At 46.7% G+C, this 23,024-nt stretch carries 24 protein-coding genes; all 24 read left to right on the top strand.

The genetic code is table 11. From position 1 onward, the window contains the following. Position 1 precedes the first annotated feature (1 nt). A complete protein-coding gene (gene ymfI / locus CRO25_RS08555) occupies positions 2-772 on the top strand; it encodes an elongation factor P 5-aminopentanone reductase (protein ID WP_079694667.1) in 771 nt (256 codons plus the stop codon). Between the two features lie 177 nt (positions 773-949). Further along, entirely contained in the window at positions 950-1,213 is a 264-nt protein-coding gene (locus CRO25_RS08550; RefSeq protein WP_063566361.1) for a DUF3243 domain-containing protein, read from the top strand. A 197-nt stretch (positions 1,214-1,410) separates the two neighbouring features. After that, complete coding sequence (locus CRO25_RS08545) at positions 1,411-2,178, top strand: DUF3388 domain-containing protein (protein ID WP_024630282.1); 768 nt, start codon at positions 1,411-1,413, stop codon at positions 2,176-2,178. 66 nt (positions 2,179-2,244) lie between these two features. Continuing rightward, complete coding sequence (locus CRO25_RS08540; RefSeq protein ID WP_079694666.1) at positions 2,245-3,285, top strand: RodZ family helix-turn-helix domain-containing protein; 1,041 nt, start codon at positions 2,245-2,247, stop codon at positions 3,283-3,285. 67 nt (positions 3,286-3,352) lie between these two features. After that, complete coding sequence (locus tag CRO25_RS33270) at positions 3,353-3,523, top strand: hypothetical protein (protein ID WP_157258470.1); 171 nt, start codon at positions 3,353-3,355, stop codon at positions 3,521-3,523. Between the two features lie 153 nt (positions 3,524-3,676). Beyond that, positions 3,677-4,168 carry a YajQ family cyclic di-GMP-binding protein gene (locus CRO25_RS08535; protein WP_017689115.1) on the top strand — a complete coding sequence of 164 codons (492 nt, stop codon included), beginning with the start codon at positions 3,677-3,679 and terminating at the stop codon, positions 4,166-4,168. A 323-nt stretch (positions 4,169-4,491) separates the two neighbouring features. Beyond that, a complete protein-coding gene (pgsA, locus tag CRO25_RS08530) occupies positions 4,492-5,079 on the top strand; it encodes a CDP-diacylglycerol--glycerol-3-phosphate 3-phosphatidyltransferase (RefSeq protein ID WP_063566359.1) in 588 nt (195 codons plus the stop codon). A gap of 107 nt (positions 5,080-5,186) precedes the next feature. Further along, a complete protein-coding gene (locus CRO25_RS08525; protein ID WP_063566358.1) occupies positions 5,187-6,443 on the top strand; it encodes a competence/damage-inducible protein A in 1,257 nt (418 codons plus the stop codon). A 240-nt stretch (positions 6,444-6,683) separates the two neighbouring features. After that, positions 6,684-7,748 carry a recombinase RecA gene (recA, locus tag CRO25_RS08520; RefSeq protein WP_053783851.1) on the top strand — a complete coding sequence of 355 codons (1,065 nt, stop codon included), beginning with the start codon at positions 6,684-6,686 and terminating at the stop codon, positions 7,746-7,748. Between the two features lie 354 nt (positions 7,749-8,102). Then, positions 8,103-8,840, top strand: a complete 738-nt coding sequence (locus tag CRO25_RS08515) for a regulatory protein RecX (RefSeq protein WP_079694665.1) — start codon at positions 8,103-8,105, stop codon at positions 8,838-8,840. 310 nt (positions 8,841-9,150) lie between these two features. Then, positions 9,151-10,692 carry a ribonuclease Y gene (gene rny, locus CRO25_RS08510; RefSeq protein ID WP_062326115.1) on the top strand — a complete coding sequence of 514 codons (1,542 nt, stop codon included), beginning with the start codon at positions 9,151-9,153 and terminating at the stop codon, positions 10,690-10,692. Positions 10,693-10,852: 160 nt separating this feature from the next. Beyond that, positions 10,853-11,647 (top strand): TIGR00282 family metallophosphoesterase, encoded by a 795-nt coding sequence (locus tag CRO25_RS08505; protein WP_024630289.1) that lies wholly within the window; start codon positions 10,853-10,855, stop codon positions 11,645-11,647. A gap of 117 nt (positions 11,648-11,764) precedes the next feature. Beyond that, on the top strand, positions 11,765-12,025 hold the full coding sequence (locus tag CRO25_RS08500) for a stage V sporulation protein S (protein WP_019005392.1): 261 nt from the start codon (positions 11,765-11,767) through the stop codon (positions 12,023-12,025). A gap of 92 nt (positions 12,026-12,117) precedes the next feature. Then, positions 12,118-13,083, top strand: a complete 966-nt coding sequence (locus CRO25_RS08495; protein WP_079694664.1) for a dipeptidase — start codon at positions 12,118-12,120, stop codon at positions 13,081-13,083. Between the two features lie 234 nt (positions 13,084-13,317). After that, the gene (gene pduL, locus CRO25_RS08490) at positions 13,318-13,890 is read left to right on the top strand and encodes a phosphate propanoyltransferase (RefSeq protein ID WP_053783855.1); all 573 of its coding nucleotides are present in this window, start codon (positions 13,318-13,320) and stop codon (positions 13,888-13,890) included. Positions 13,891-14,196: 306 nt separating this feature from the next. Beyond that, positions 14,197-15,753, top strand: coding sequence for a tRNA (N6-isopentenyl adenosine(37)-C2)-methylthiotransferase MiaB (miaB, locus tag CRO25_RS08485; protein WP_079694663.1), 1,557 nt, complete (start codon positions 14,197-14,199; stop codon positions 15,751-15,753). A gap of 304 nt (positions 15,754-16,057) precedes the next feature. Next, the gene (locus CRO25_RS08480) at positions 16,058-16,471 is read left to right on the top strand and encodes a RicAFT regulatory complex protein RicA family protein (RefSeq protein ID WP_372828763.1); all 414 of its coding nucleotides are present in this window, start codon (positions 16,058-16,060) and stop codon (positions 16,469-16,471) included. Between the two features lie 245 nt (positions 16,472-16,716). Next, positions 16,717-17,142, top strand: a complete 426-nt coding sequence (locus CRO25_RS08475) for a PaaI family thioesterase (protein ID WP_063566353.1) — start codon at positions 16,717-16,719, stop codon at positions 17,140-17,142. A gap of 58 nt (positions 17,143-17,200) precedes the next feature. Beyond that, positions 17,201-18,004 carry an NUDIX domain-containing protein gene (locus CRO25_RS08470; protein ID WP_062326181.1) on the top strand — a complete coding sequence of 268 codons (804 nt, stop codon included), beginning with the start codon at positions 17,201-17,203 and terminating at the stop codon, positions 18,002-18,004. A gap of 64 nt (positions 18,005-18,068) precedes the next feature. Beyond that, a complete protein-coding gene (locus tag CRO25_RS08465; RefSeq protein WP_079694662.1) occupies positions 18,069-18,638 on the top strand; it encodes a cysteine hydrolase family protein in 570 nt (189 codons plus the stop codon). Positions 18,639-18,844: 206 nt separating this feature from the next. Continuing rightward, positions 18,845-20,299, top strand: coding sequence for a nicotinate phosphoribosyltransferase (locus tag CRO25_RS08460; protein WP_079694661.1), 1,455 nt, complete (start codon positions 18,845-18,847; stop codon positions 20,297-20,299). A 309-nt stretch (positions 20,300-20,608) separates the two neighbouring features. Beyond that, entirely contained in the window at positions 20,609-21,256 is a 648-nt protein-coding gene (locus CRO25_RS08455; protein WP_063566349.1) for a hypothetical protein, read from the top strand. 101 nt (positions 21,257-21,357) lie between these two features. Continuing rightward, entirely contained in the window at positions 21,358-22,377 is a 1,020-nt protein-coding gene (locus CRO25_RS08450) for an acryloyl-CoA reductase (protein WP_063566348.1), read from the top strand. Between the two features lie 95 nt (positions 22,378-22,472). Then, on the top strand, positions 22,473-23,006 hold the full coding sequence (locus CRO25_RS08445; RefSeq protein WP_143806521.1) for a hypothetical protein: 534 nt from the start codon (positions 22,473-22,475) through the stop codon (positions 23,004-23,006). Positions 23,007-23,024 lie beyond the last annotated feature (18 nt).

The raw sequence follows: 23,024 nt of genomic DNA, 5'->3' as shown, positions 1-23,024 counted from the left end.
TATGGAGAGGGGAACAGGACAATTGAAGCCAATTGGAGAAATGACGGTACTTGTAACGGGCGCGAGCGGAGGCATTGGAGCGGCCATCGCAGAGCGTTTTGCCAAGGTGGGCATGAATGTAGTGATTCACTATATGAAATCGCATGAAGCAGCAAATGAAGCTGCGAGAAGGTGCATGGAACAAGGCAGTGGTAAAGTCATGACGGTGTCTGCTGATCTTCGCAGTCGGGAGCAAATTGAACGTATGCGTGAGAAGCTGGAATCACATGGGCTGATGCCGGATATTCTGGTGAACAATGCAGGGATATCTCATTATGGAATGCTGGCCGATGTTACTGAAGAAATCTGGGATGAAGTGATGGCGATCAACCTGAAAGGCACGTTCTTGTGTACACAGGAAATGATGCCTCACATGATCTCCCAAAGATACGGTCGAATCATTAACGTTTCGTCTATCTGGGGACTGTCGGGTGCCTCTTGTGAGGTGTTGTATTCTACAACCAAAGGTGGTGTAAATGCATTCACCAAAGCTCTCGCCAAAGAGTTGGCTCCATCTGGCGTAACGGTGAATGCTGTAGCTCCAGGCGCGGTTCAAACATCCATGTTGAACCATCTGGATCAGAATGAACTAAAAATGCTGGAAGAGGAAATTCCGGCAGGAAGACTCGCCCAGCCAGATGAAATCTCCTCACTGGTCTACTTCCTTGCACTTCCCGAGTCCGGATATATTAATGGGCAGATTATAAGTCCAAATGGTGGCTGGCTCACGTAATATATGGGTGCGCGAATTCAATTTTGTTTTAACTTCGTAGGTATTGCCTTGATGGAAATTAATGAATTGTAGATAATCTTCGATTAATTCAAAAATGCTCGTATATAAAATGTCCGGGAAGCACATATTACAACTGTTGATTTTAAATCTCATGCGTCAAGCAAAGGAGGATTTATCATGTCAACAGAAAAAACGGTGCTCACGAGTTTTGACACTTGGAAGAAGTTTTTGGGTGACCGCGTACAGCAAGCAGAGAAGATGGGAATGAATGAAGAAACCATCAACAAACTTGCGTATGAAATCGGTGACTTCCTGGATGAGAAAGTAGATCCGGCGAACCCTTCCAACCGGGCATTGAAAGAACTATGGGAAGTCGGCGACGAGGATGAACGTCGTACGATTGCGTGCCTGATGGTCAAATTGGCCAAACAAAACGCATAAGATTACAGATGGAGAGCTCCCGCAAGGGGGCTTTTCTCTAATGATTACACATTGATTACAGACCTGTTCTTGTAATTCATTTTCTTTTTATATATCATTAACGTGACCCATTTTTAGAAGATATCTCAGATTGTCGTCCAATGGACGCGTTCTGTTACTGTCGAATAATGTGGAATAATGCTTTACGGGGTGTTTAAATGGAATCTAAACAATGGTATATGGAGTATAAAATACATAAGAACAGACCCGGCCTTTTAGGGGACATTGCCTCTATGCTGGGGATGCTTGAAGTAAATATATTGACCATCAACGGTGTTGAAGGCAAAACCCGGGGGATGCTGCTGGAATCGGACGATGACGAGAAGATCCGTCTGCTGGGTGAAATGCTTGGCAAAGTGAACAGCATAACTGTGTCTGCTTTGCGTCAACCGAAACTGGTAGATATTCTGGCTGTGCGTCATGGTCGTTATATTGATCGTGATTCGGATGATCGCAAAACATTTCGTTTTACGCGGGACGAACTTGGGTTACTTGTGGACTTTTTGGGTGAAGTATTTAAGAGGGAAGGCAATCAAGTCATTGGTTTGCGTGGAATGCCGCGTGTAGGCAAAACGGAATCCATTATTGCGGGCAGCGTATGTGCGATGAAGCGCTGGACGTTTGTTTCCTCCACACTTCTTCGTCAGACCATAAGAAGCCAGATGTCCGAGGACGAATTGAATCCAAACAATGTGTTTATCATTGACGGAATTGTCAGTACGATTCGTTCAAGCGAACGGCATTATAATCTGTTACAGGACATCATGACGATGCCAAGCACCAAAGTTATTGAACATCCGGATATTTTTGTGCAGGAGTCTGAATATGATTTTAATGATTTTGACATTATTATTGAACTGCGCAACAATCCGAATGAAGAAATTATTTATGATACGTTTACGGCCAGCTATACCGACGAACTGTAACGCTCCGTACGGGATCATGAAATAGATAAGCAACAACCATAGAGATAAACATAAGGAGGAGATGGCATGTCTGAACTGGGTCAGCAGTTAAGAGAGGCCCGGCTGCAAAAAGGGATGAGTCTTGACGATGTACAGGAAATGACTAAAATTCGCAAGAGGTATTTGGAGGCAATAGAGGCAGGAGACTACAAAGTGCTGCCTGGTAGCTTCTATGTGCGTGCATTTATCAAAACCTATGCGGAAACGGTGGGACTAAATCCTGATGAGCTGCTGGAGGGACATAAGAAAGATGTACCTGCAGAAGAAACGGAAGCAACCATGGAGCCGGTTATTCAAAAGCGTTCAAGCCGCCCGGTAGAGCGCAGTAACCGCTGGATGTCTGTTGCGCTGATGTGGACTTTTCCGGTATTAATTCTTGTGTTGTTGTACGTGTATGTAGTGATGAACAGGGATGATTCGGATACACAAGGGCTGGATCAGACGAAGATCACAGACAGCCAGCAGCAACCTCTAGATAAACCGGATGAGCCTACAGATAATGGCCAAGCTTCTAATCCTCCAGCGAATGAATCAGGTAGCGGAGAAACGAATGAAGGCGAAGCAGGCGGTAACGGTGGCGGAACAGCAGAGGGGCAGACTGACGGACAGACGGATGGGCAAACGACGGGTGAAAATGAAGAGAACCCAACGGATAATCCGCCAGCTTCTGTAACTGTTGCTGAAGACGGAAAATCAGGCAATATTACGAACTTCAAAGTAAACGGCAGTGCAGGGCAGCCTGTGACCGTTACAATTAAAGCAACGGGGCATAGTTGGCTGGAAGTATACAAGGGCGAGAACTCTAGTGGAGAAAAGTTAGAGTACGGAAACACCGCTGAAGGAGACAGTTATACTTTTGAATTGGACAGTGCAGGAATGTACATTAAGTCCGGTTACGCTGCAGCGACCACAATTGAGGTTGCAGGGCAGGTTGTGACAGACGGGAAAGCGACAAACCGCATTCGGTTAAGACTTGGTGAGGATACGTCCTCCGCAGGTACTGAAGGCACTACGACGAATGAAACAGGAAGCACTACCGAAGGAAGCACCGGCACTAACGGCGAATAACCAAAGTTTCTGCGGGAGACACTAACCTTGTCTTAACTTGCAGTCAACTTTTGGTGAAGTGAGGTGGATGGCTGTGACAGTCAGCTGGATCGTAACAGGTTTGGGGATCATTGTCAGCCTCCTGGGTTATTACTTGACCCCAACTGCTTGGGGTTACGGTATTTTGGGTTTTGGACTTGCACATGTACTTCTGGGTGTGCTTGACATGTTCAGACAGCCTAATCGCAGTCGTTATTAGAATGGCAGCCGCACGGTAAGCATTTTTGGCAACCACCTCAAGTGGCAGCCAAAAATGCTTTTTTATTTTGAAAAACCTCATAAAATTAGACTTTTGCTTGGCGTATCCTCTATAATGTTACAGAACATATGATTAACTGAAAGGGTGACTGGTTTGAGTTCAGAAAATTCATTTGATATCGTGTCCAAAATGGACTTGCAGGAATTGACAAATGCCGTTACACAAACGGAAAAAGAAATTGGCACGCGTTATGACTTCAAGGGCAGCAAGAGCAGTCTGAAACTTGATAAGGATGCGTTAACGATCGTATCTGATGATGAGACCAAACTCAAGGCTGTTATCGATGTACTGCAATCCAAGATGGCTAAGCGGGGTTTACCTTTAAAAAACATTGATTATGCAAAAGTAGAACCAGCTTCTTCAGGTACAGTCCGCCAGCGTTTGAATTTCAAGCAGGGGATTGATCAGGATATCGCTAAAAAAATTAATATTCTGATTCGTGACTCCAAGATGAAAGTGAAGAGTCAGATTCAGGGAGATCAGCTCCGGGTAACAGGTAAAAGTAAGAATGATTTGCAAGCAGTTATGCAGTTGTTGAACGGTGCCAATCTACCTCTAGATCTGCAATATACAAACTTTAAGTAAGATCTCCTCATTGTAGCTAGGTATGTTTTTTGACACTGCAATTGGCGTATATTATACTAAGTGTGCATTGCTGGCAGATAAGCATCAAAGCCCAGTCATCATCGTTTGCTGACTTTGTGAAAAGCAGTACATCTTCTGAAAGTCACCGGAACGTTTAAAACGGTTTTGCGTTTGAACGGTTGACTTTATTTTTTGCGTTTTTACATAGTGAGAGCACTTTTAGTGCTGATTGACAGTGAAACTGTAAATTTCATGTTCCGGATGATGAATACGGGATTAAGATGAATGTTTGGAGTAATGGAGGATAAGAGGGAGGGCGTCTTGTGAATTTACCCAACCGGATTACGCTTGCACGAATTTGCTTAATCCCTTTTTTGATGGTGTTCCTGCTCGTAGATTTTCCGTTCTATCCAGAGCCGTTGCAATTGGGAAGCTTATCGCTCCCGTATAATCAGTTGATTGCTGCTGTCATTTTTATCATTGCAGCAAGCACGGATGGAATTGACGGCTATCTGGCGCGGAAAAATAATATGGTCACCAACCTGGGAAAATTGCTTGATCCGCTGGCTGACAAGTTGTTGGTTACTGCGGTGCTAATTTCTCTTGTGGAAATGGGCAAGTTGGATTCCTGGATTGCTGTGGTCATTATTAGTCGTGAGTTTGCGGTTACCGGCTTGCGTCAGATTGCGTTATTGGATGGTTCGGTTGTTGCGGCAAGTGCCTGGGGCAAACTGAAAACCGTCGTGCAAATTGTGGCGATTGTACTGCTGTTGTTGAATAATTTCCCGTTCTCATTCACGGGTATTCACATGGACGTTATTGCCGTTTGGGCTGCAGCGATTATTACGATTTGGTCAGGTATTGATTACTTTATCAAAAACAAAAATTTGCTTCATTTATCGAAAGCGTAACGTTTGAGGTTAAATGGGTAAGTATGAAGAAATCATTTGTACGAAGGGCAATAGGAAATTATCCTATTGCCCTTTGATCACTCACCACGTGTACAGGAGGATGCTGAATGAAGGCAGAAATCATTGCAGTTGGCACAGAATTGTTGCTTGGACAAATTGTGAATACCAATGCTCGATATCTATCCCGTGAATTGGCTGCAATCGGGATTGATGTATATTTCCAAACGGTGGTTGGTGATAATCTAAATCGACTTAGTGACGCTATTCGCATCGCTCAGGGTCGTGCAGACGTCATTTTATTTTCTGGGGGCATAGGTCCTACACAGGATGACCTGACCAAGGATGCGATCGCGGCGGTCTTGAACCGCAAGCTGCATATAGATCGAATGGCCATGGACAAGATCGAGAGCTTCTTCCGAGATCGTAATGTAGACATGACCGAAAACAATCGTCGTCAGGCCATCGTTATAGAAGGCGGGACACCGCTGGCGAACGAAACAGGCCTTGCCGCAGGAAATGCGATTTCTGACAATGGCAAGCATTATGTAGTGATGCCTGGACCACCGAAAGAGCTAATTCCTATGTTTGAACAGGAAGTTAAGCCTTGGTTGTTCCAGCATGTACTGACAGAAGAAATGCCGATCTACTCGAAAATGCTGAAGTTTGCAGGAATTGGCGAATCGGCATTGGAAGACCGACTCCTTGATCTGATTGATACACAGACAGATCCTACCATTGCTCCTTATGCAAGTGAGGGAGAAGTTACGGTACGTGTATCTACAAAGGCTCCAAGTGAGAATGAGGCAAAGCTGAAGCTGGATGCAATGGAAGTTCAGATTCGGGAACGATTGCCAGAGCATCTCTACGCGAACGAGGATGTGCCTATAGAGTACACAATTGTAACGATGATGTCTGATATGGGTCTGACTCTTAGCGCGGCTGAGAGCTGCACAGGAGGGCTCGTCATGCAAAGTCTGACATCAGTTCCTGGCAGTGCGTCGATGCTTAAGGGCGGAATTGTATGTTACTCCAATGAAATTAAAGAGAAGCTGCTCCATGTGCCGCATTCCTATCTGGAAGGTGAAGATGCACCGGGCGCAGTGAGTCCGGAAGTGGCCAAAGTGCTGGCAGAGCAGATTCGAATGATTGGGGATGCCGACTTCGGTCTGTCAGTGACAGGTGTAGCGGGACCTGGTTATTCCGAACGCAAACCGCCAGGTCTTGTCTTCATCGCTCTGGCAGAGCGTGGTAAAGAGACAGAAATTCATGAACTGCGCATTAATGGCAATCGGGAGACGGTTCGGATTCGTTCAGCGAAAGCGATTCTTTACCGTTTGTGGCGCAAGCTTGTGGAGATGGACTAGTTAAGAGCTCGGATTGCATTTGCCAAGGCAAGCAAGTATAATAAAGGAAGACGGAAGAACCGTAAAATCAGGCTTTACAGCCTTGTTTACGGTTCTTTTTTCTGTTTAATGGAAAGTTTCCTTGAGGAAGAGGCGCCTCGGCCTTTACAAAAAAAAACGAATGTATGTTCGAAAAAAAGCTTGGCAAACGTGTTAAAACAAGGTATCATTATCTTATAAACAGTAAAGGGTGTGAGCTTATTGTCAGACCGTCGTGCCGCGCTTGATATGGCGCTCCGTCAAATAGAGAAGCAATTTGGTAAAGGATCCATCATGAAACTGGGTGAGTCGACTCACATGAATGTGGAAATTATACCCAGCGGTTCCTTGGCTTTGGATATTGCATTAGGAACAGGCGGCTTGCCTAAAGGCCGTATTGTTGAAATATATGGACCTGAATCTTCTGGTAAAACAACCGTAGCATTGCATGCTATCGCTGAAGTACAAAGAGTGGGTGGACAAGCTGCATTTATCGATGCCGAGCATGCTCTTGACCCACAATACGCCAGTAAACTGGGTGTTAACATTGACGAATTGCTTCTGTCTCAGCCAGATACGGGTGAGCAAGGGCTTGAAATTGCAGAAGCTCTTGTACGTAGTGGTGCTGTGGACATTGTCGTTATTGACTCTGTGGCTGCATTGGTACCGAAAGCAGAAATCGAAGGCGAAATGGGTGATTCCCATGTCGGTTTGCAAGCGCGTCTGATGTCTCAGGCACTGCGTAAACTGTCTGGTGCAATCAGTAAATCCAAAACGATCGCCATCTTTATCAACCAACTTCGTGAAAAAGTCGGGGTTATGTTTGGTAACCCAGAAACAACACCTGGTGGTCGTGCCCTGAAATTTTATTCCACGGTACGTCTGGATGTACGCCGTATTGAGAGTATCAAATCAGGAAATGACATGATTGGTAACCGTACGCGTATTAAAGTGGTGAAAAACAAAGTAGCACCTCCGTTTAAACAAGCGGAAGTGGATATCATGTACGGTGAGGGTATTTCGAGAGAAGGCAGTATCATTGACATTGGTACTGAGCTGGACATCGTCAATAAAAGTGGTGCATGGTACTCATACGAAGGCGAGCGTTTAGGACAAGGCCGTGAGAACGCGAAGCAGTTCATGAAAGAGCATAAAGATATTGCTGAAATCATTGAACAAAAAATTCGTGTAGCCAGTAACTTGACTACTGCAGTTCCTGCGCCAACTAGCGAAGAGCAACAAAAAGAAGCAGCAGAAGAACAAGAACTATTTGAAATTAACGAGTAACCCTCCCTTGTAGGAAGGGCCCTAGAGGGCCTTGCCCTCTGAACTCCCAAAGCTTGTCTGATTGAGCTTGCTCGATCTAGCTTGGGGTATGGTGTGTGCGCTCGCGCTGTCCAACAGCCTCTGTCCGAATGGGCAGAGGCTGTTGGCACATTTACTATTAGGGAGAGGCCGGATATTGTTTCCGGCCTTTTGTATTAGCGTCTGATGTCTCTGTGAAGTTACGCTAAACGTATTCAGTGTAGCTGTGTTATCTCCGTCGGAGATGTATTCGAGGAAGTCTTTTATTTTGCTATGTACTTGTCAGTTAGGCCATGCAGTTCAGACACACAAAATGACATGGAAGGGGAGACCGAAATGGATCAACATGAAGATGATTTATATGAAGAAGCCGAGCTGGAGGGAATCTCCCAATTCCCGGATAACGAAGAACTTACCATTACACGAGTTGAACGAACGAAGAGCAGGGAAGCTCGTTACCGAATTACCTTTGGTTTATATTCAATTACGGTGCTTGAAGATGTAATGATTAAATATCGGATGACCCGGGGAAATACGTTTCTGAAAAAAGACTTGGAAGATATCATCGTAGCTGACGAGCGACAGCGGACGTATGTGCAGTCTTTGCGATATCTGGAGCATAAACCTCGGACACGCCACGAATTAAGTCAGAAGCTTCGTCAGAAAGAGTTTGCTGCACCGTTGATTGAAGAGGCTCTGGATCGGCTTGAGCGGGAGAATTTGGTCGATGACGAACTGTTTGCGAAGGAATGGACTCGTCAGCGTATGGAGGGCCAGCGGAAGGGAAAACTGTGGATAAGGCAAGAGCTGCGTCAGAAGGGCATTGCCAATGATCTGATTGCTGAAGCGCTGGAAGGTGTAAGTACAGATGCGGAATTTGAGACGGCTCTAACCGCCGGACGCAAAAAATGGAATCAGGTCAAAGGAGACATCCAGGAGAAGAAACGTAAAACGCTTCCCTTCTTGATGCGACGAGGTTTTTCCATGGATATGGTGCGTCGGGTCGTGAATTGTTTAATTGAAGAAGACGAGGTTAAAGACCCGGAAGAAGACGAAGCGTTGTTATGGGATTAGCAGACTGGACTCACTATACTGCATTCTCTTGACAATTTCTTTCGTCAAATACTAAAATGGACATGAGTCTGTAAGAAATGGACAACCCTTTTTCCTTCCAAAAAAGCGGTTTCTGTTTTTAAAGATTTATACCATTCATGATTATGGGTTCGTCGGAGACGGCGGATAGTGCGTGGAGACATGTACACTTGAAATGAAAATCGGCGGGGGATCGCCGTGAGTATTCGTTATTCCCAAAAATATGTAAGGCTTGAAAACAACAAATTGACCCAAGGAGTGCCTTGGAGGAACCAACGAGGAGGTGAACAGTATGGACATCGTAATCACGATCGTTCTCGTTGTGGCCGCGCTCGTTATTGGGTTCGGAGTAGGGTATTTTATTCGCAAATCTCTTGCAGAGGCTAAAATCTCCAGTGCGGAACAAGCTGCCGTGCAAATCGTGGAGAACGCGAAGAAAGAGGCAGAGGCACTGAAGAAAGAAACGGTGCTGGAAGCGAAGGACGAAATCCATCGCATTCGCGCCGAAGCTGAAAAAGACACTCGTGAACGTCGGAACGAAATTCAACGACAAGAAAGACGATTGTTGCAAAAAGAAGAGTCGCTGGATAAAAAATTGGAATCACTCGAACGTAAAGAAGAGCAAGTGGCTAACAAAGAGAAACGAATTGATGAGACACAGCAGCAGATCGAGATGATCTACAAAAACCAGGTGACGGAGCTGGAGCGCATATCCAACCTCACTATGGAAGACGCACGCAGTATCATACTGTCCAACGTAGAACAGGAAGTTCGTCATGAGACGGCTCAAATGATCAAGGACATTGAACAGCAAGCGAAGGAAGAAGCGGACAAAAAGTCCCGCGAGATTATTACACTCGCTATCCAACGTTGTGCGGCTGACCACGTGGCGGAAACAACGGTATCCGTTGTTACTTTGCCAAATGAAGAAATGAAAGGCCGGATTATCGGTCGTGAAGGACGTAACATCCGTGCGCTTGAAACCCTTACAGGGATTGACCTCATTATCGATGATACGCCAGAAGCTGTTATTCTGTCGGGCTTTGACCCGATTCGCCGTGAAATCGCCCGTACTGCCCTCGAAAAACTGGTGGCTGATGGACGTATTCACCCGGCACGGATTGAAGAGATGGTGGAGAAATCCCGCAAAGAAGTGGATGAGCGTATCCGTGAATACGGTGAGCAAGCTACCTTTGAAGTGGGCGTGCATGGTCTGCATCCGGACTTGATTAAAATTCTGGGCCGGTTGAAGTTCCGTACAAGCTACGGTCAAAACGTCTTGAAACATTCGATGGAAGTCGCTTATCTGGCTGGATTGATGGCTGGCGAACTCGGAGAAGACGTAACCTTAGCAAGACGTGCAGGTCTATTGCATGACATCGGTAAAGCGCTGGATCACGAAGTGGAAGGATCACACGTCGAAATCGGCGTGGAACTAGCGAAGAAATACAAAGAACATCCGGTTGTAATCAACAGTATCGCGTCCCATCACGGGGATTGCGAAGCGACTTCGGTTATTGCCATGTTGGTTGGCGCAGCAGATGCGCTCTCCGCAGCAAGACCAGGCGCACGCCGCGAAACGCTGGAAACGTATATCAAACGACTGGAGAAGCTGGAAGAGATTTCGGAATCGTTCGAAGGTGTCGAGAAATCGTATGCCATCCAGGCCGGACGCGAAGTTCGCGTTATGGTACAGCCTGAGAAAATCGACGATGCTGAAGCCTTCCGCCTCGCGCGTGACATCACGAAGATGATCGAGAACGAACTCGATTATCCGGGTCACATCAAAGTCACCGTCATCCGGGAAACCCGTGCGGTTGAATACGCAAAATAGAGCATTACGGAAAAGTGGCCGCAGTAGTGGGCCACTTTTCCTTTTGATAGCTTGTTAAAAGGCATTTAATAAAAAAATGGTGAGCAAGAGATAGAGGTCCTGCGAAGTTTCGGATGCTTTGAAGAAGGCTGCGCTTAGTAGGGTTTAAGGAGGCAGTAAAATGAAAGTTTTGTTTATTGGTGATATTGTGGGGAACGTGGGGCGTAAGGCATTGAAGGAAAACCTCCCCTACCTCAAAACGAAGTATAAGCCACATGTAGTCATTGTTAATGGGGAAAATGCAGCGGCAGGCCGGGGAATCACCGGGGCAATTGCAAATGAGTTTTTCAACTGGGGTGTGCATGGCATCACCCTTGGTAACCATACCTGGGACAATAAGGACATATTTGATTTTATAGATGATGAGCCACGTATGATTCGTCCTGCGAACTTTCCGCCGGGAACACCAGGCAGAGGATACACCGTAGTCAAAGGAGAAGGCAAGGAGCTGGCGATTGTCAACCTGCAAGGCCGGACATTCCTGCCTGCTCTGGATTGTCCATTCCGCGTTGCCGATGAAATTGTGGATGAACTGCGTCAAGACCACAAATGCATTCTGGTCGATATGCATGCTGAAGCAACGTCTGAGAAGATTGCTATGGGCTGGCATCTGGATGGACGTGCGTCGCTGGTCGTAGGTACACATACACATGTGCAGAGCAACGATGATCGTATTTTGCCAGGAGGAACAGCTTATTTAACCGATGCGGGTATGGTAGGGCCGCGTGATGGCATATTGGGCATGGAGCGTGAAGCGGTGCTTCGCAAGTTCTACACTCAGCTTCCGGTACGATTTGTTGTGGATGATGGCAAATGGCATTTCCACGGTGTATTTGTGGAGATCGATGAAGCCACAGGTGCTGCAACACGCATTGAGAAAATTCGTCTGATGGAGGACGAGTGGCGTATGGAATAGGGGTATTGTCCCAATTTGCAGGGAAACCCGTCTAAAAAGAAGGAATTTTTTTGCCTCCCGCGAATAACATCTAGTAAGTGGAAACAAACATTCAACATTCCCAGGGAGGTACTTACCATGGAAGTATTAAAAGTTTCAGCAAAGTCCAATCCCAATTCCGTAGCCGGCGCTCTTGCAGGTGTTCTTCGTGAACGTGGAAATGCTGAACTGCAGGCAATTGGAGCGGGAGCACTGAACCAAGCCATTAAAGCGGTAGCGATAGCCCGGGGATTTGTAGCACCAAGCGGAGTTGACTTGATTTGTATTCCAGCTTTTACAGACATTGTGATCGACGGCGAGGACCGAACGGCCATTAAGCTGATTGTGGAGCCCAGATAATACATGCGTTTATGCATTGAACCTGTTTACGAAGTAGACAGGTTTTTTTGCGTTTTATTCCATAACATAACCGTTTAGAAGGAGAGATTGTGATGCACAACTGCCGAGTAGCCGATTTTCATTGTGATGCTTTGAGTAAAATGCTGATGAACCCTAGCCATTCATTTGAAAATGCTTCACAGCTGGATGTGAATCTGGAACGTATGAGAGAAGGTAACATTGGTTTACAGGCCTTTGCAATCTATTTGCCCGAAGTGCTTGGCAGAGGAAAGTTTGAACATGTGATGGGCCAGTTGGACACCTACCGCAAGCGAGTGGAGATAACCAAAGAACGAGCTGAAGGCACAAATACATTGTTATGGCGAGAACAGCTTACGCAGATCGGGAAAACGGACAGACCATGGGGACTACTTACACTTGAAGGTGTCGATGGACTGGAGGGCAATCTCTTTTATCTGGAGTTATGTTATCAAATGGGTGTGCGGATCGTTGGCCTTACCTGGAACTATGCCAATTGGGCAGCTGATGGTGTACTGGAGAAACGTGGGGCGGGACTTACGGAGAAGGGCAGAGAGCTGGTTCAACTGTGTAACCAAATCGGCATGCTGCTGGATGTATCACATCTGACCGAGAAAGGCTTCTGGGAGCTTGCTGACCTTAGTGAACGTCCTTTTATCGCTTCGCATTCCAACAGTTATGCCATATGCCCGCATGTGCGTAATCTGAAGGATGATCAGATACGGGCCATTATTGCCCGGGAAGGGCGTATTGGGCTGACGTTTGTACCGTGGTTTGTGAAGCAGGAAGGCGAAGTATGTATTGAAGATCTATTGCCTCATATTGAGCAGATATGTTCTCTGGGTGGGGAGCATCATCTGATGATGGGGTCTGATTTTGACGGAATTGCTACGTACATCCATGACCTTGAACATACCGGGCAGTATCCAAAGCTGATAGATACGCTGCTCAAGCACTACGACGAATCACTCGTTCACGGTTGGATGTGGGGCAATGCGATGAGTTATTTAGGAGAAAATTTGCCAAGGGAAAATTTGTAGGTGGAACATGGTAAATCATGATACCGTTGGTCCCCTGAAGAAAACGAGCTGGAAGGAGTATCCGTCCATGTTCAGATGGATTTACCAAATGCAGGGGATTAATGATTGCAAAATAAGTGTATTTCATGAATTTTCAGCAGTTCGTTTTCATTTCACTTCAAAAAGGGGTATAATACCATAGGATTGTTAAGAGCCTGGCTACAGGCCATAGATAAACAAGGAGTGAAATTCACAATGAGCAAAACTGTACCTGTGGGCGTATCTGCCCGTCACATTCATGTATCTCAAGAGCACGTTGAAATTTTGTTTGGTAAAGGCTACGAATTGACTGAGTTTAAACCTCTGTCCCAACCAGGACAATATGCTGCTAACGAAACAGTAGCGGTTATTGGTTCGAAAGGACAGTTTGATAAAGTGCGTATCCTTGGACCTGTTCGTCCGGAAACACAACTGGAAATCTCGATGACAGATTCTTTCGCTATTGGTGTTAAGGCACCTGTTCGTGAATCCGGAAGCATCGAAGGTACTCCAGGTATTACGATTAAAGGACCTGCTGGCGAAGTTACGATCGATAAAGGTGTTATCGTTGCTGCTCGTCATATCCACTTCCATACTTCTGATGCTGCTAAATGGGGCATTGAGGACAAACAATTGCTGAAAGTTCGTCTGGGTGGAGATCGTGGTCTGGTACTGGAAAATGTACTGGCTCGTGTATCGGATTCCTTTGCACTGGACATGCATATTGATACGGATGAAGCTAATGCAGCTGGCGCTCGTAACGGCGATACTGCTGAAATCATCGACTAATCACATGGAACAATCTTCAGCCGTGATCTTGGCGGTTTGAATGAACGTATAAACCTGAGTATATCCACGCGTCGCTACATTCGACCTGGGATAGCTCAGGTTTTTGTGTATTTTCGGGCTGTTTAGCAGACCTGCGCAGATTTCGGGATAGGCGAAGGGGCAGCGGCTTTGGATGTGGAACTACAGCCCAATTCATGTTATAATTTGCTGTAATGCTCTTTTGATGTATAAAGCGTGCAAATCACGTGAAACAAGATGAAATAACGATTTTTTATTAATAGAGGCTGTAAGGAGTGACCGAAGGAAATGGCTAAAGACTCAAAAAAGGATTACTCCCAATATTTTGATTTCTCCGATGCCAAAGTAATTTCGCAAGATGAATTCAGCAAAAAGATAAGAATCCGGGGCCGGGAGATTAACATCAAATCCGAACCTAATCATCGTCAGGAGAAACAACGGGGCAAGGAAGACGTCCAGGTGCTTTACGAAACAGCCGTACCCGAGGAACTGAAAAACGTGGGGAAAGGCAAACACTATATCGTATATACGTATGGATGCCAGATGAACGAACATGATTCGGAGACCATCAAAGGATTGCTTGAATCGATGGGCTATCAGGCTACCGAGGATCGCAAAGAGGCAGATATCATTCTGTTAAACACATGTGCGATTCGAGAAAATGCGGAAGATAAAGTGTTTGGTGAGCTGGGCCATCTGAAAACCCTGAAAACCGAACGTCCAGGTTTGTTACTGGGTGTGTGTGGCTGTATGTCGCAGGAAGAAGGCGTCGTGAACCGGATCATGCAGAAGCATGGTTTTGTGGATATGATTTTTGGTACACACAACGTACATCGGCTGCCACACCTGATTCAAGAAGCGCTGTTCAGTAAAGAAATGGTTGTTGAGGTATGGTCCAAGGAAGGCGACATCATTGAGAACCTACCGAAAAAACGTGAGGGCATGCGCGGCTGGGTGAACATTATGTATGGTTGCGACAAGTTCTGTACATATTGCATCGTCCCGTTCACACGGGGGAAAGAGCGCAGTCGACGTCCAGAAGATGTTATTGCCGAAGTTCGTGAACTGGCAAGACAAGGCTTCAAGGAAATTACGCTGCTCGGCCAGAACGTTAATGCTTATGGCAAAGACTTCACGGATCTGAAGTATAGCTTCGGTGACCTGATGGATGATATCCGCAAAATCGATATTCCACGGGTTCGGTTTACAACCAGTCATCCACGTGACTTCGATGATCATCTGATTGAGGTGCTTGCGAAGGGCGGGAACCTGGTGGAACATATCCATCTGCCTGTGCAGTCTGGTAGCACGGAAGTGCTGAAACGTATGAGCCGCAAGTACAGTCGGGAACACTACCTGAAGCTTGCTGACAAAATTAAAACTGCAATTCCAGATGTCGTGTTAACCACTGATATTATCATTGGTTTCCCGGGGGAGACGGAAGAGCAGTTCGAAGATACGCTGTCACTGGTCAAGGAAGTTGGCTACGATTTTGCCTACACATTCATCTACTCTCCGCGTGAAGGTACACCTGCTGCGGTGATGGAGGATAACGTGCCGATGGACGTGAAGAAGGAACGTTTGAAACGCTTGAACGAGACGATCAACGCATACAGCCATAGCAGCAATGAAAAGCAGCGCGGCAAGGTTGTTGAAGTGCTGGTCGAAGGTGAGAGCAAACGGAATTCCAATGTTCTGGCAGGACGTACACGCAGCAACAAGCTGGTGCACTTTGAAGGACCTAAAGAATTGATCGGTACTTTTGTACATGTAGAAATCACCGATCCAATGACTTTCTATATTCGGGGCAACCTGCTCTCAGAGCCAGTAGCCGCCAATCAGTAATACACAAACCAAATAAGATGAATGTCTTTTTGCACTTGGCGGGTTACGGCCCAGCGTAGCGAAGGTGACGGAATCGATTCTGTAGAAGCGAAGCGTTCGCCTTTGTCTCCAAATTTTATCCACAGACTATTACAATCAGAAAAATTTGGAGACAACAGCGATCGAAAGAACGATCCGTAACCGCAGCGGTCACTCAAGCAGTTAACTAAGCTTAGTGCAACATCGAGTATTTCATCTTATATCATCTCATAGAATGGAGTGATTTCGAGTGGCGCAGGAAGAAGTGCAGTACAACCCTTATGGAATGCCTACCTACGATACGCGCGATCTGGTTATACGCGACGACATTATGGGAAAAGCCAAAGAATTGGCTGATATGCTTGGAACGAGCGAGGAAGTTAAACAGTTCCAACAGGCTGAGTCCAAAATTCGCGATCATGAGCGCATCCAACAATTGATTGCAACGATTAAGAAGAAACAAAAGGAAATCGTTGCTTTTGAAAGCTTCAAAAATGCAGACATGGTCAGCAAAATTGAACAGGAAATTGAGGATCTGCAGGCAGAGTTGGACGGCATTCCACTCGTTACGGAATTCCAGCAAAGTCAAAGCGATATCAATTATTTGCTTCAGCTTGTTATTTCTGTAATTCGGGATACCGTCTCCGAGAAAGTGAACGTGGAGGCAGGTACGGATTCACCTCCGACCAGCTGCGGGTAAGTGAACGGAAGGGTGCGGACGCAGTCCGCGCCTTTTTTGATCATCTCAGACTCCACGTGGTGGGGTTATTTTGTGTGGTGGCCTGATCAAGACAACTTCACTGGATAAGACCTGTTCCGTAAGAGCAGGCTTAATATAATAACGAAGCACTTTAGATCAACTACGAAAAGAACCAATGCTGGTAAAATCATCAACAACATACATCATGGGCTTTATACTTAAAGTGCACTAAAGGGGAAATCAATATGGGTATTTTGGACAAAATGGTTGCAGAAGGAAACGGAAGATTTTGGGGCTTTCTCGGTTGTCGGTTTATTAAAGGTGACGGAGAAGAAGTACAGATCGCGCTGACAGCGGGCGAACATCACACTAACTCCATGGGGATTATTCATGGTGGAGTGCTGACGTCCCTCATGGATCAGGCGATGGGCATGGTAGCTACAGCCGCAATGGCAGTAGACAGTTGTGTGACTACCAACCTGAATGTTCATTTCTTGGCACCCATGAAACAAGGGGAATTAATCGTGACATCAACGATCCTGCATCAAGCGGGGCGTAGTGTGACGGCACAATCTGAGGTCCGGGATGCATCTGGAACGTTGGGATGTATGGCAACAGCTACATTCCGTATAGCGCGAGTAAAAGCGCAAAACACGGAATCTCAAGGTTGACAAAAGATATTATTATGTCATAATGAAAATATCAAAATGAGAATAGTCGGTGGTGCCCATGAGCGAAAACTACGAACAATTCAATGCTGAAAGCGATGAACAGGCAGCACGTGCCTATAGTTCCAAGAAATATCGTACACCCGATGGTGTTCCTGCGGATATCGTCATGTTTACCTTGACCAAGCGGGAACGCAAGACGGTAACCAAGACACTCCCAATCCGGGAGTTGAAGGTCATGCTGATCAAACGCAAAGGTTGGCCTTTTGCGGGAAGATGGGCGTTGCCCGGTGGATTTTGTCAGGAAAATGAATCCATCTATGGTGCTGCAAAGCGCGAGTTGATGGAAGAGACAGGTGTGGACGGCGGACATCTGGAGTATTTGAATGTATATAGTCAGCCTGGGCGTGACCCCAGAGGATGGATTATCTCACATGCGTTTTTTGCACTGGTAGAGGAATGGATGTTGGAACACCGTCAGGCTGCAGATGATGCTGAGGATGTTGGATTATTTACGATTCAGGAAGCTTTGCAAGAGCTCGAGCTTGCCTTTGATCACCGGACGATTATAGAAGATGCGTACCGGCGTATTCAACAGCAAATGCTGGAAACGACGATTGCACGACAGTTCCTGCCTCGTGATTTTACACTAAGCGAGTTATACCAAGTGATTCAGAGTGTTGTACCTGACTTTGAAGAACCGAATTTCATTCGGAAGATCACTTCTACACGCAGCCGCAAAGGCATTGTGGAAGAGGTTCGGGATGAGGAGGGCAACCTGCTAAGCTCCAATCAATATTCACAGCGTCCGGCCCAGCTATACCGTTTTACGGAGCTTGTACCTCGTCTTTCCATCTATACTTAATTCGCAAGCGAATCATGATGGATTGAATCAGGATCAACCTATTCTCAAAAAGGGAGTGTGGACGATGAAAGCACTGATTGTAATCGATTTTACACGTGATTTTGTGACAGGTTCGTTGCCTGTAGGCCAGCCTGCTGTGGAGATTGAGGAGACGATTGCAGCAATAACGGAGGCTTATTGCAATAACAAGCATGAGGTTGTTATGGCCGTGGACTTGCATGAAGAGAATGATCCTTACCATCCGGAAACTGCTCTTTTTCCTCCCCATAACATCAGGGGTACGGAGGGAAGACAGCTTTATGGTCGTCTAGCCCAGGTTATGGAAGAACGGGAATCTCAGATTCGATGGATGGATAAAACAAGATACAGCGCATTCTGCGGTACAAATCTGGAGCTGCGCCTGCGTGAACGTGGAATAACAGACATTGCACTGATCGGTGTATGTACGGATATTTGCGTACTGCACACGGCAGTGGATGCTTATAATAAAGGTTTTCACATAACGGTATATGAAGACGCCGTGGCGAGCTTCAATCAAGCGGGACATGATTGGGCGCTTGGACATTTTCGTTCCAGTCTTGGGGCCCAGGTGGTCAAAGCGAGCGATACCGTTCTCGCAGGCTTGAACCTGTAACTGAACCTGTGATCATATCCATCATATTCTGTTGGTTGAACAAGTGTTATGTTGCTGGGGAATATGGTGAATAGGAATAAACCGGAGACTTATGCAATGGTACGTAACCAGAATCATGAATCATGAGCAATGAGTCTCCACATGTTGACCCGTGTCTGCAAGGCTAGACCTGCCGACACAAGCGGAAGTCAGAGAGGATGAGACAAATGCAGACGACTAGCCTGGCTTTACATACGGATAAATATCAAATCAATATGATGTACGCCCACTGGGTGAATGGAACTCACAAACGGAAAGCGGTGTTTGAAGCCTATTTCCGCAAGCTTCCTTTTGGCAACGGATATGCCGTATTTGCCGGATTGGAACGCATTGTGAATTATATCAGCCAGCTTCGGTTTACGATGGAGGACATCAAATATTTATCTAAACAAGAGGAAAATTACGATCCGGTCTTTCTGGAAGAGTTGCTCCAGTTTTCATTTCAGGGGACGATTCATTCCATGAAGGAAGGGGCGCTCGTTTTCCCTGATGAACCGCTCATTCGGGTAGAAGGCTCCATTATGGAGACACAACTGGTGGAGACGGCGATACTTAACTTCATGAATTATCAGACGTTAATTGCAACGAAGGCTTCCCGGATCAAACAGGTGGCAAGTCAGGACACGTTGCTCGAATTCGGAACACGACGTGCACAGGAAGCGGATGCGGCCATTTGGGGGGCGCGTGCCTCGTATGTGGCAGGATTCCATGCAACGTCTAATATGCTGGCTGGAGAGCGCTTTGGAATTCCGACAGCAGGGACACATGCCCATTCATGGGTGCAGAGTTTTATGAGTGAGCAGGAGGCGTTTGACGTCTATGCCAAAGTGCTGCCAGATCAAGTGACACTGCTGGTCGATACTTTTGATACATTGAACAGTGGTGTACCCCATGCAATCAAGACCGCCAAGAAGCTGGAGAGCCAGGGCAAAAAGATGAACGCCATTCGTCTGGATAGCGGGGACCTTGCGTATCTATCCATTCAAGCTCGGCAGATGCTGGACGACGCCGGACTGGATTACGTGAAGATTGTAGCTTCCAACGATCTGGATGAAAATACAATTTTCAACCTTAAGGCGCAAGGAGCTCGCATCGATACATGGGGAGTGGGCACACAACTAATTACCGCTTCCGACCAACCTTCTTTGGGTGGCGTATATAAATTGGTGGAGCGTGAAGTGGATGGTGCCATGCTGCCTACGATCAAAATTTCGGCCAATCCCGAAAAAGTCTCCACACCAGGTAAAAAAGAAGTCTTCCGGATCATTGATCCGAAACATGGCAAGGCGATTGCAGATTATATCTGCTATCCAGGAGAAGAGCAGCCGCTACAGGGCGGGCCGCTCAAGCTGTTCAACCCGCTACACCCTTATCTGAAAAAGACGGTAACCCGCTACGAAGCAGTGAACATGCTGGAACCGATCTTTGTGAATGGGCGCAAAGTGTATGAGCTGCCTACCCTGGATGAAATTCGAAGTTATCACCGCGAGCAGATGGATCTCTTCTGGCCGGAATATCTGCGGAAACTCAATCCTGAGATTTACCGCGTAAATATCAGCCCTGAGGCCTGGAATATGAAGCAGAAGCTCATTGCTGAGCACGTGCAATCCACCGAAGAATAAATCAAATAAAGGGGCATAACCGGAAGGACGTAGACCGGGTTATGCCTTTTTGGTTTCTTCTTTCTTGCTGATTGTCCCGCATGACGAATGGATGGTGTGTGAAACATCATGGACAGACAGTCCTTGAACTGCGGTATACTATACCTTCAACGGACGCAGGTTTACAGGGAAATGAAGCAGTTATTTCTCGGGAAAGCGCAGGAGACGTCAAATACTGCATCTTTCCGAGCTTGCCTTTCGACAGGATCTGTTTCTATGGCTGTTTCAATTGCGTATCTGCCGGGGATGAATGAAAGAGGAGGTGCAACCATGAAATGGATTTTGGCACTGACCTGGCTGGCTTTCATTGCGTACGCCTGGATTTGGGTGCCTGGGCAGCCTCTTGGGAGTGACCCTGTGTTTAAAGAGCTGGTCACACTGCAAAGCAAAGAACCCTGGCTACTAACGGTATTTTCGTGGCTTGGGATTTATCCGGCTATTTTCGCTTGCCTGCTGTTAAGGAGGTCAGGGAAAGCGAGAGGATCTCGTGTACCGGCGTGGCCTTTTGTGTTGCTGTCTTTTGGTTTGGGAGCCTTTGCGCTGCTGCCTTATTTTGCGTGGTCCTCGCAAACACACAGAGGTTCGGGATACGAACGCCTCTCCTTTGGTAGTCAGCGTGAATCGGGTATTGGACGTGTGGCAGCTCATAAGCTGACCCATGTGGTTCTGCTGCTGCTTACATTGGGCACAGGCTTCTATGCAGTGACTCAAGGCAATCCTGATGTATACATGGAAGCGTTCAGGGAGTCTTCCTTTGTACATATTATGACAATTGATTTCGTCATCCTAACTTTGCTTTCCGTGATCGCATTGTTCAGGGATGCTTTTGACAATCGTCGTTCTCGCGGGTGGGCAGTTGCAGGGGTGATCCCATTGATAGGTCCGCTCATTTATTTGATGACCAGCCGGAGAGATTGAGTTCGACGGATGTCGCCCTTATACTTGTTTAAATTGAATGCGAACAATTCATGATATGAATAGAAAAATAAGTAAATTTATAACTGAGGAGAGGATAACGAATGAAGAATACTTTTCCTGCCTATGTCGTGCGTAAAGAAGAACAGGGTGGCGTGAAGGCTGCTATGGAGCAGCTGACGAAAGAGGACTTGCCTAATGGTGACGTAACCCTACAGGTTCAATACTCAAGCGTCAATTTTAAAGATGGTCTCGCCACAACTGAAAAGGGCGGTGTGGTTCGCGAATATCCGATCGTACCGGGGATCGATCTTGCAGGGATTGTAGAGGAATCCGTGAGCGGTCGGTTTGCACCGGGGGATCGGGTGATCAGCACAGGCTTCGAACCGGGCGTTTCTCATTTTGGAGGGTACAGTCAATATGCGCGTCTGCGCAGCGAATGGCTTGTTCCTCTGCCGCATGGACTCAGTGAGAAGGAAGCGATGGCAATTGGAACGGCAGGGTTCACTGCGGCACTTTCGGTAGATGCTTTGTTGCGGGCTGGAGTGACTCCGGAGATGGGCAATATTCTGGTGACCGGAGCAACCGGAGGAGTAGGGAGTATGGCAGTAGCTATTCTGGCGAAGCTGGGATTTGAAGTGACAGCAAGTACAGGCAAAAAAGATCAACAGGAGCAGCTGCTTCGAAATCTGGGTGCCTCACACGTCATTTCACGCGAAGAAGCGGATGCGCCAGCCAAGGGAGCAATGGGCAAACAGCTCTGGGCAGGTGTAATTGATCCGGCAGCAGGTCCGGCACTGGCGGAACGTCTGAAACAGATTCAATACGGAGGCGCTGTCGCCGTATCAGGCTTAACCGGAGGGGCTGCATTCGAGTCCACCGTATTTCCGTTTATTTTGCGGGGGATTCAATTGATTGGGATTGATTCAGTCTATTGCCCGATGGAACGGCGGGAACGGATATGGAAGCTGCTTGGCGGAGAATGGAAGCCGGATCGGGCGCTGGAGCTGGGGATTCAGGAAATCTCATGGGTACAACTGCCTCAGACACTCGAAACGATCCTCAAGGGCGGTGCTGTAGGTCGTACGGTAGTTAATACGATGTCCGATACGCCTGCCGAATAAGATCCTTTTCTCCTAGACATGCTAACTCTACCTGAGAGCGTCACCGTGCATGTGGCGGGAAAGGAAGGATGAGTATGCGTGTTAAGGGAAGAGGATTGCATCATAAATCTGGACGTGTGAATTCGGTCTTGGTCAGTATGGTCGTGGTACTATGTACAATATCGGTAGTAGCGTGTTCAGCATCGAATGTGGAGCAGGAACGGAAAATATATACCCGACAAGCGACAGATGAAGGAAATGTTCGGGCAAAGAGTCAGGGTCACGGGTTAAATGGTCCATTAATTCAGGAGCTGGATGAAGCTTTTGCTGCAAAAGGCATAAAGTTAATGAATAATATGTCCGCTGATGATGGTGAGGACGGAATCTCTTATATGTACCTGCTGAATGGAAGTGGCAGACATATTGTAAAGGTCCATATTTTCAGTGATGCCCCTACAAGAGTAGCCCGGATGAACGAAATGTACGGTAATGATGGCGATGAGGCTGTGATGGAAAATGTACTTGGCAAAACAACGATTCGCAGCAAAGACTACGTGTCACTGGTCTATACGGCTTCAGGTGGAGAAAAGGACGATTATGAAGAAGACGTCATGCAGATATTCCAACATGTGCTTGAGCAACTGAAGTAATCGACTCCACTAAAATAA

The organism is Paenibacillus sp. RU5M (genome assembly GCF_900221055.1).
Classification (GTDB): Bacteria; Bacillota; Bacilli; order Paenibacillales; family Paenibacillaceae; genus Paenibacillus; species Paenibacillus marchantiae.
Note: the sequence above shows the minus strand (reverse complement) of the source record. Positions and strands in the feature narration are given on the sequence as shown.

What these genes read in the sequence shown, in the direction of transcription:
- ymfI (WP_079694667.1), top strand. Translation starts at nt 2, where the DNA reads ATGGAGAGGGGAACAGGACAATTGAAGCCAATTGGAGAAATGACGGTA.
- CRO25_RS08550 (WP_063566361.1), top strand. Translation starts at nt 950, where the DNA reads ATGTCAACAGAAAAAACGGTGCTCACGAGTTTTGACACTTGGAAGAAG.
- CRO25_RS08545 (WP_024630282.1), top strand. Translation starts at nt 1,411, where the DNA reads ATGGAATCTAAACAATGGTATATGGAGTATAAAATACATAAGAACAGA.
- CRO25_RS08540 (WP_079694666.1), top strand. Translation starts at nt 2,245, where the DNA reads ATGTCTGAACTGGGTCAGCAGTTAAGAGAGGCCCGGCTGCAAAAAGGG.
- CRO25_RS33270 (WP_157258470.1), top strand. Translation starts at nt 3,353, where the DNA reads ATGGCTGTGACAGTCAGCTGGATCGTAACAGGTTTGGGGATCATTGTC.
- CRO25_RS08525 (WP_063566358.1), top strand. Translation starts at nt 5,187, where the DNA reads ATGAAGGCAGAAATCATTGCAGTTGGCACAGAATTGTTGCTTGGACAA.
- CRO25_RS08515 (WP_079694665.1), top strand. Translation starts at nt 8,103, where the DNA reads ATGGATCAACATGAAGATGATTTATATGAAGAAGCCGAGCTGGAGGGA.
- rny (WP_062326115.1), top strand. Translation starts at nt 9,151, where the DNA reads ATGGACATCGTAATCACGATCGTTCTCGTTGTGGCCGCGCTCGTTATT.
- CRO25_RS08505 (WP_024630289.1), top strand. Translation starts at nt 10,853, where the DNA reads ATGAAAGTTTTGTTTATTGGTGATATTGTGGGGAACGTGGGGCGTAAG.
- CRO25_RS08500 (WP_019005392.1), top strand. Translation starts at nt 11,765, where the DNA reads ATGGAAGTATTAAAAGTTTCAGCAAAGTCCAATCCCAATTCCGTAGCC.
- CRO25_RS08495 (WP_079694664.1), top strand. Translation starts at nt 12,118, where the DNA reads ATGCACAACTGCCGAGTAGCCGATTTTCATTGTGATGCTTTGAGTAAA.
- pduL (WP_053783855.1), top strand. Translation starts at nt 13,318, where the DNA reads ATGAGCAAAACTGTACCTGTGGGCGTATCTGCCCGTCACATTCATGTA.
- miaB (WP_079694663.1), top strand. Translation starts at nt 14,197, where the DNA reads ATGGCTAAAGACTCAAAAAAGGATTACTCCCAATATTTTGATTTCTCC.
- CRO25_RS08480 (WP_372828763.1), top strand. Translation starts at nt 16,058, where the DNA reads ATGCCTACCTACGATACGCGCGATCTGGTTATACGCGACGACATTATG.
- CRO25_RS08475 (WP_063566353.1), top strand. Translation starts at nt 16,717, where the DNA reads ATGGGTATTTTGGACAAAATGGTTGCAGAAGGAAACGGAAGATTTTGG.
- CRO25_RS08470 (WP_062326181.1), top strand. Translation starts at nt 17,201, where the DNA reads ATGAGCGAAAACTACGAACAATTCAATGCTGAAAGCGATGAACAGGCA.
- CRO25_RS08465 (WP_079694662.1), top strand. Translation starts at nt 18,069, where the DNA reads ATGAAAGCACTGATTGTAATCGATTTTACACGTGATTTTGTGACAGGT.
- CRO25_RS08460 (WP_079694661.1), top strand. Translation starts at nt 18,845, where the DNA reads ATGCAGACGACTAGCCTGGCTTTACATACGGATAAATATCAAATCAAT.
- CRO25_RS08455 (WP_063566349.1), top strand. Translation starts at nt 20,609, where the DNA reads ATGAAATGGATTTTGGCACTGACCTGGCTGGCTTTCATTGCGTACGCC.
- CRO25_RS08450 (WP_063566348.1), top strand. Translation starts at nt 21,358, where the DNA reads ATGAAGAATACTTTTCCTGCCTATGTCGTGCGTAAAGAAGAACAGGGT.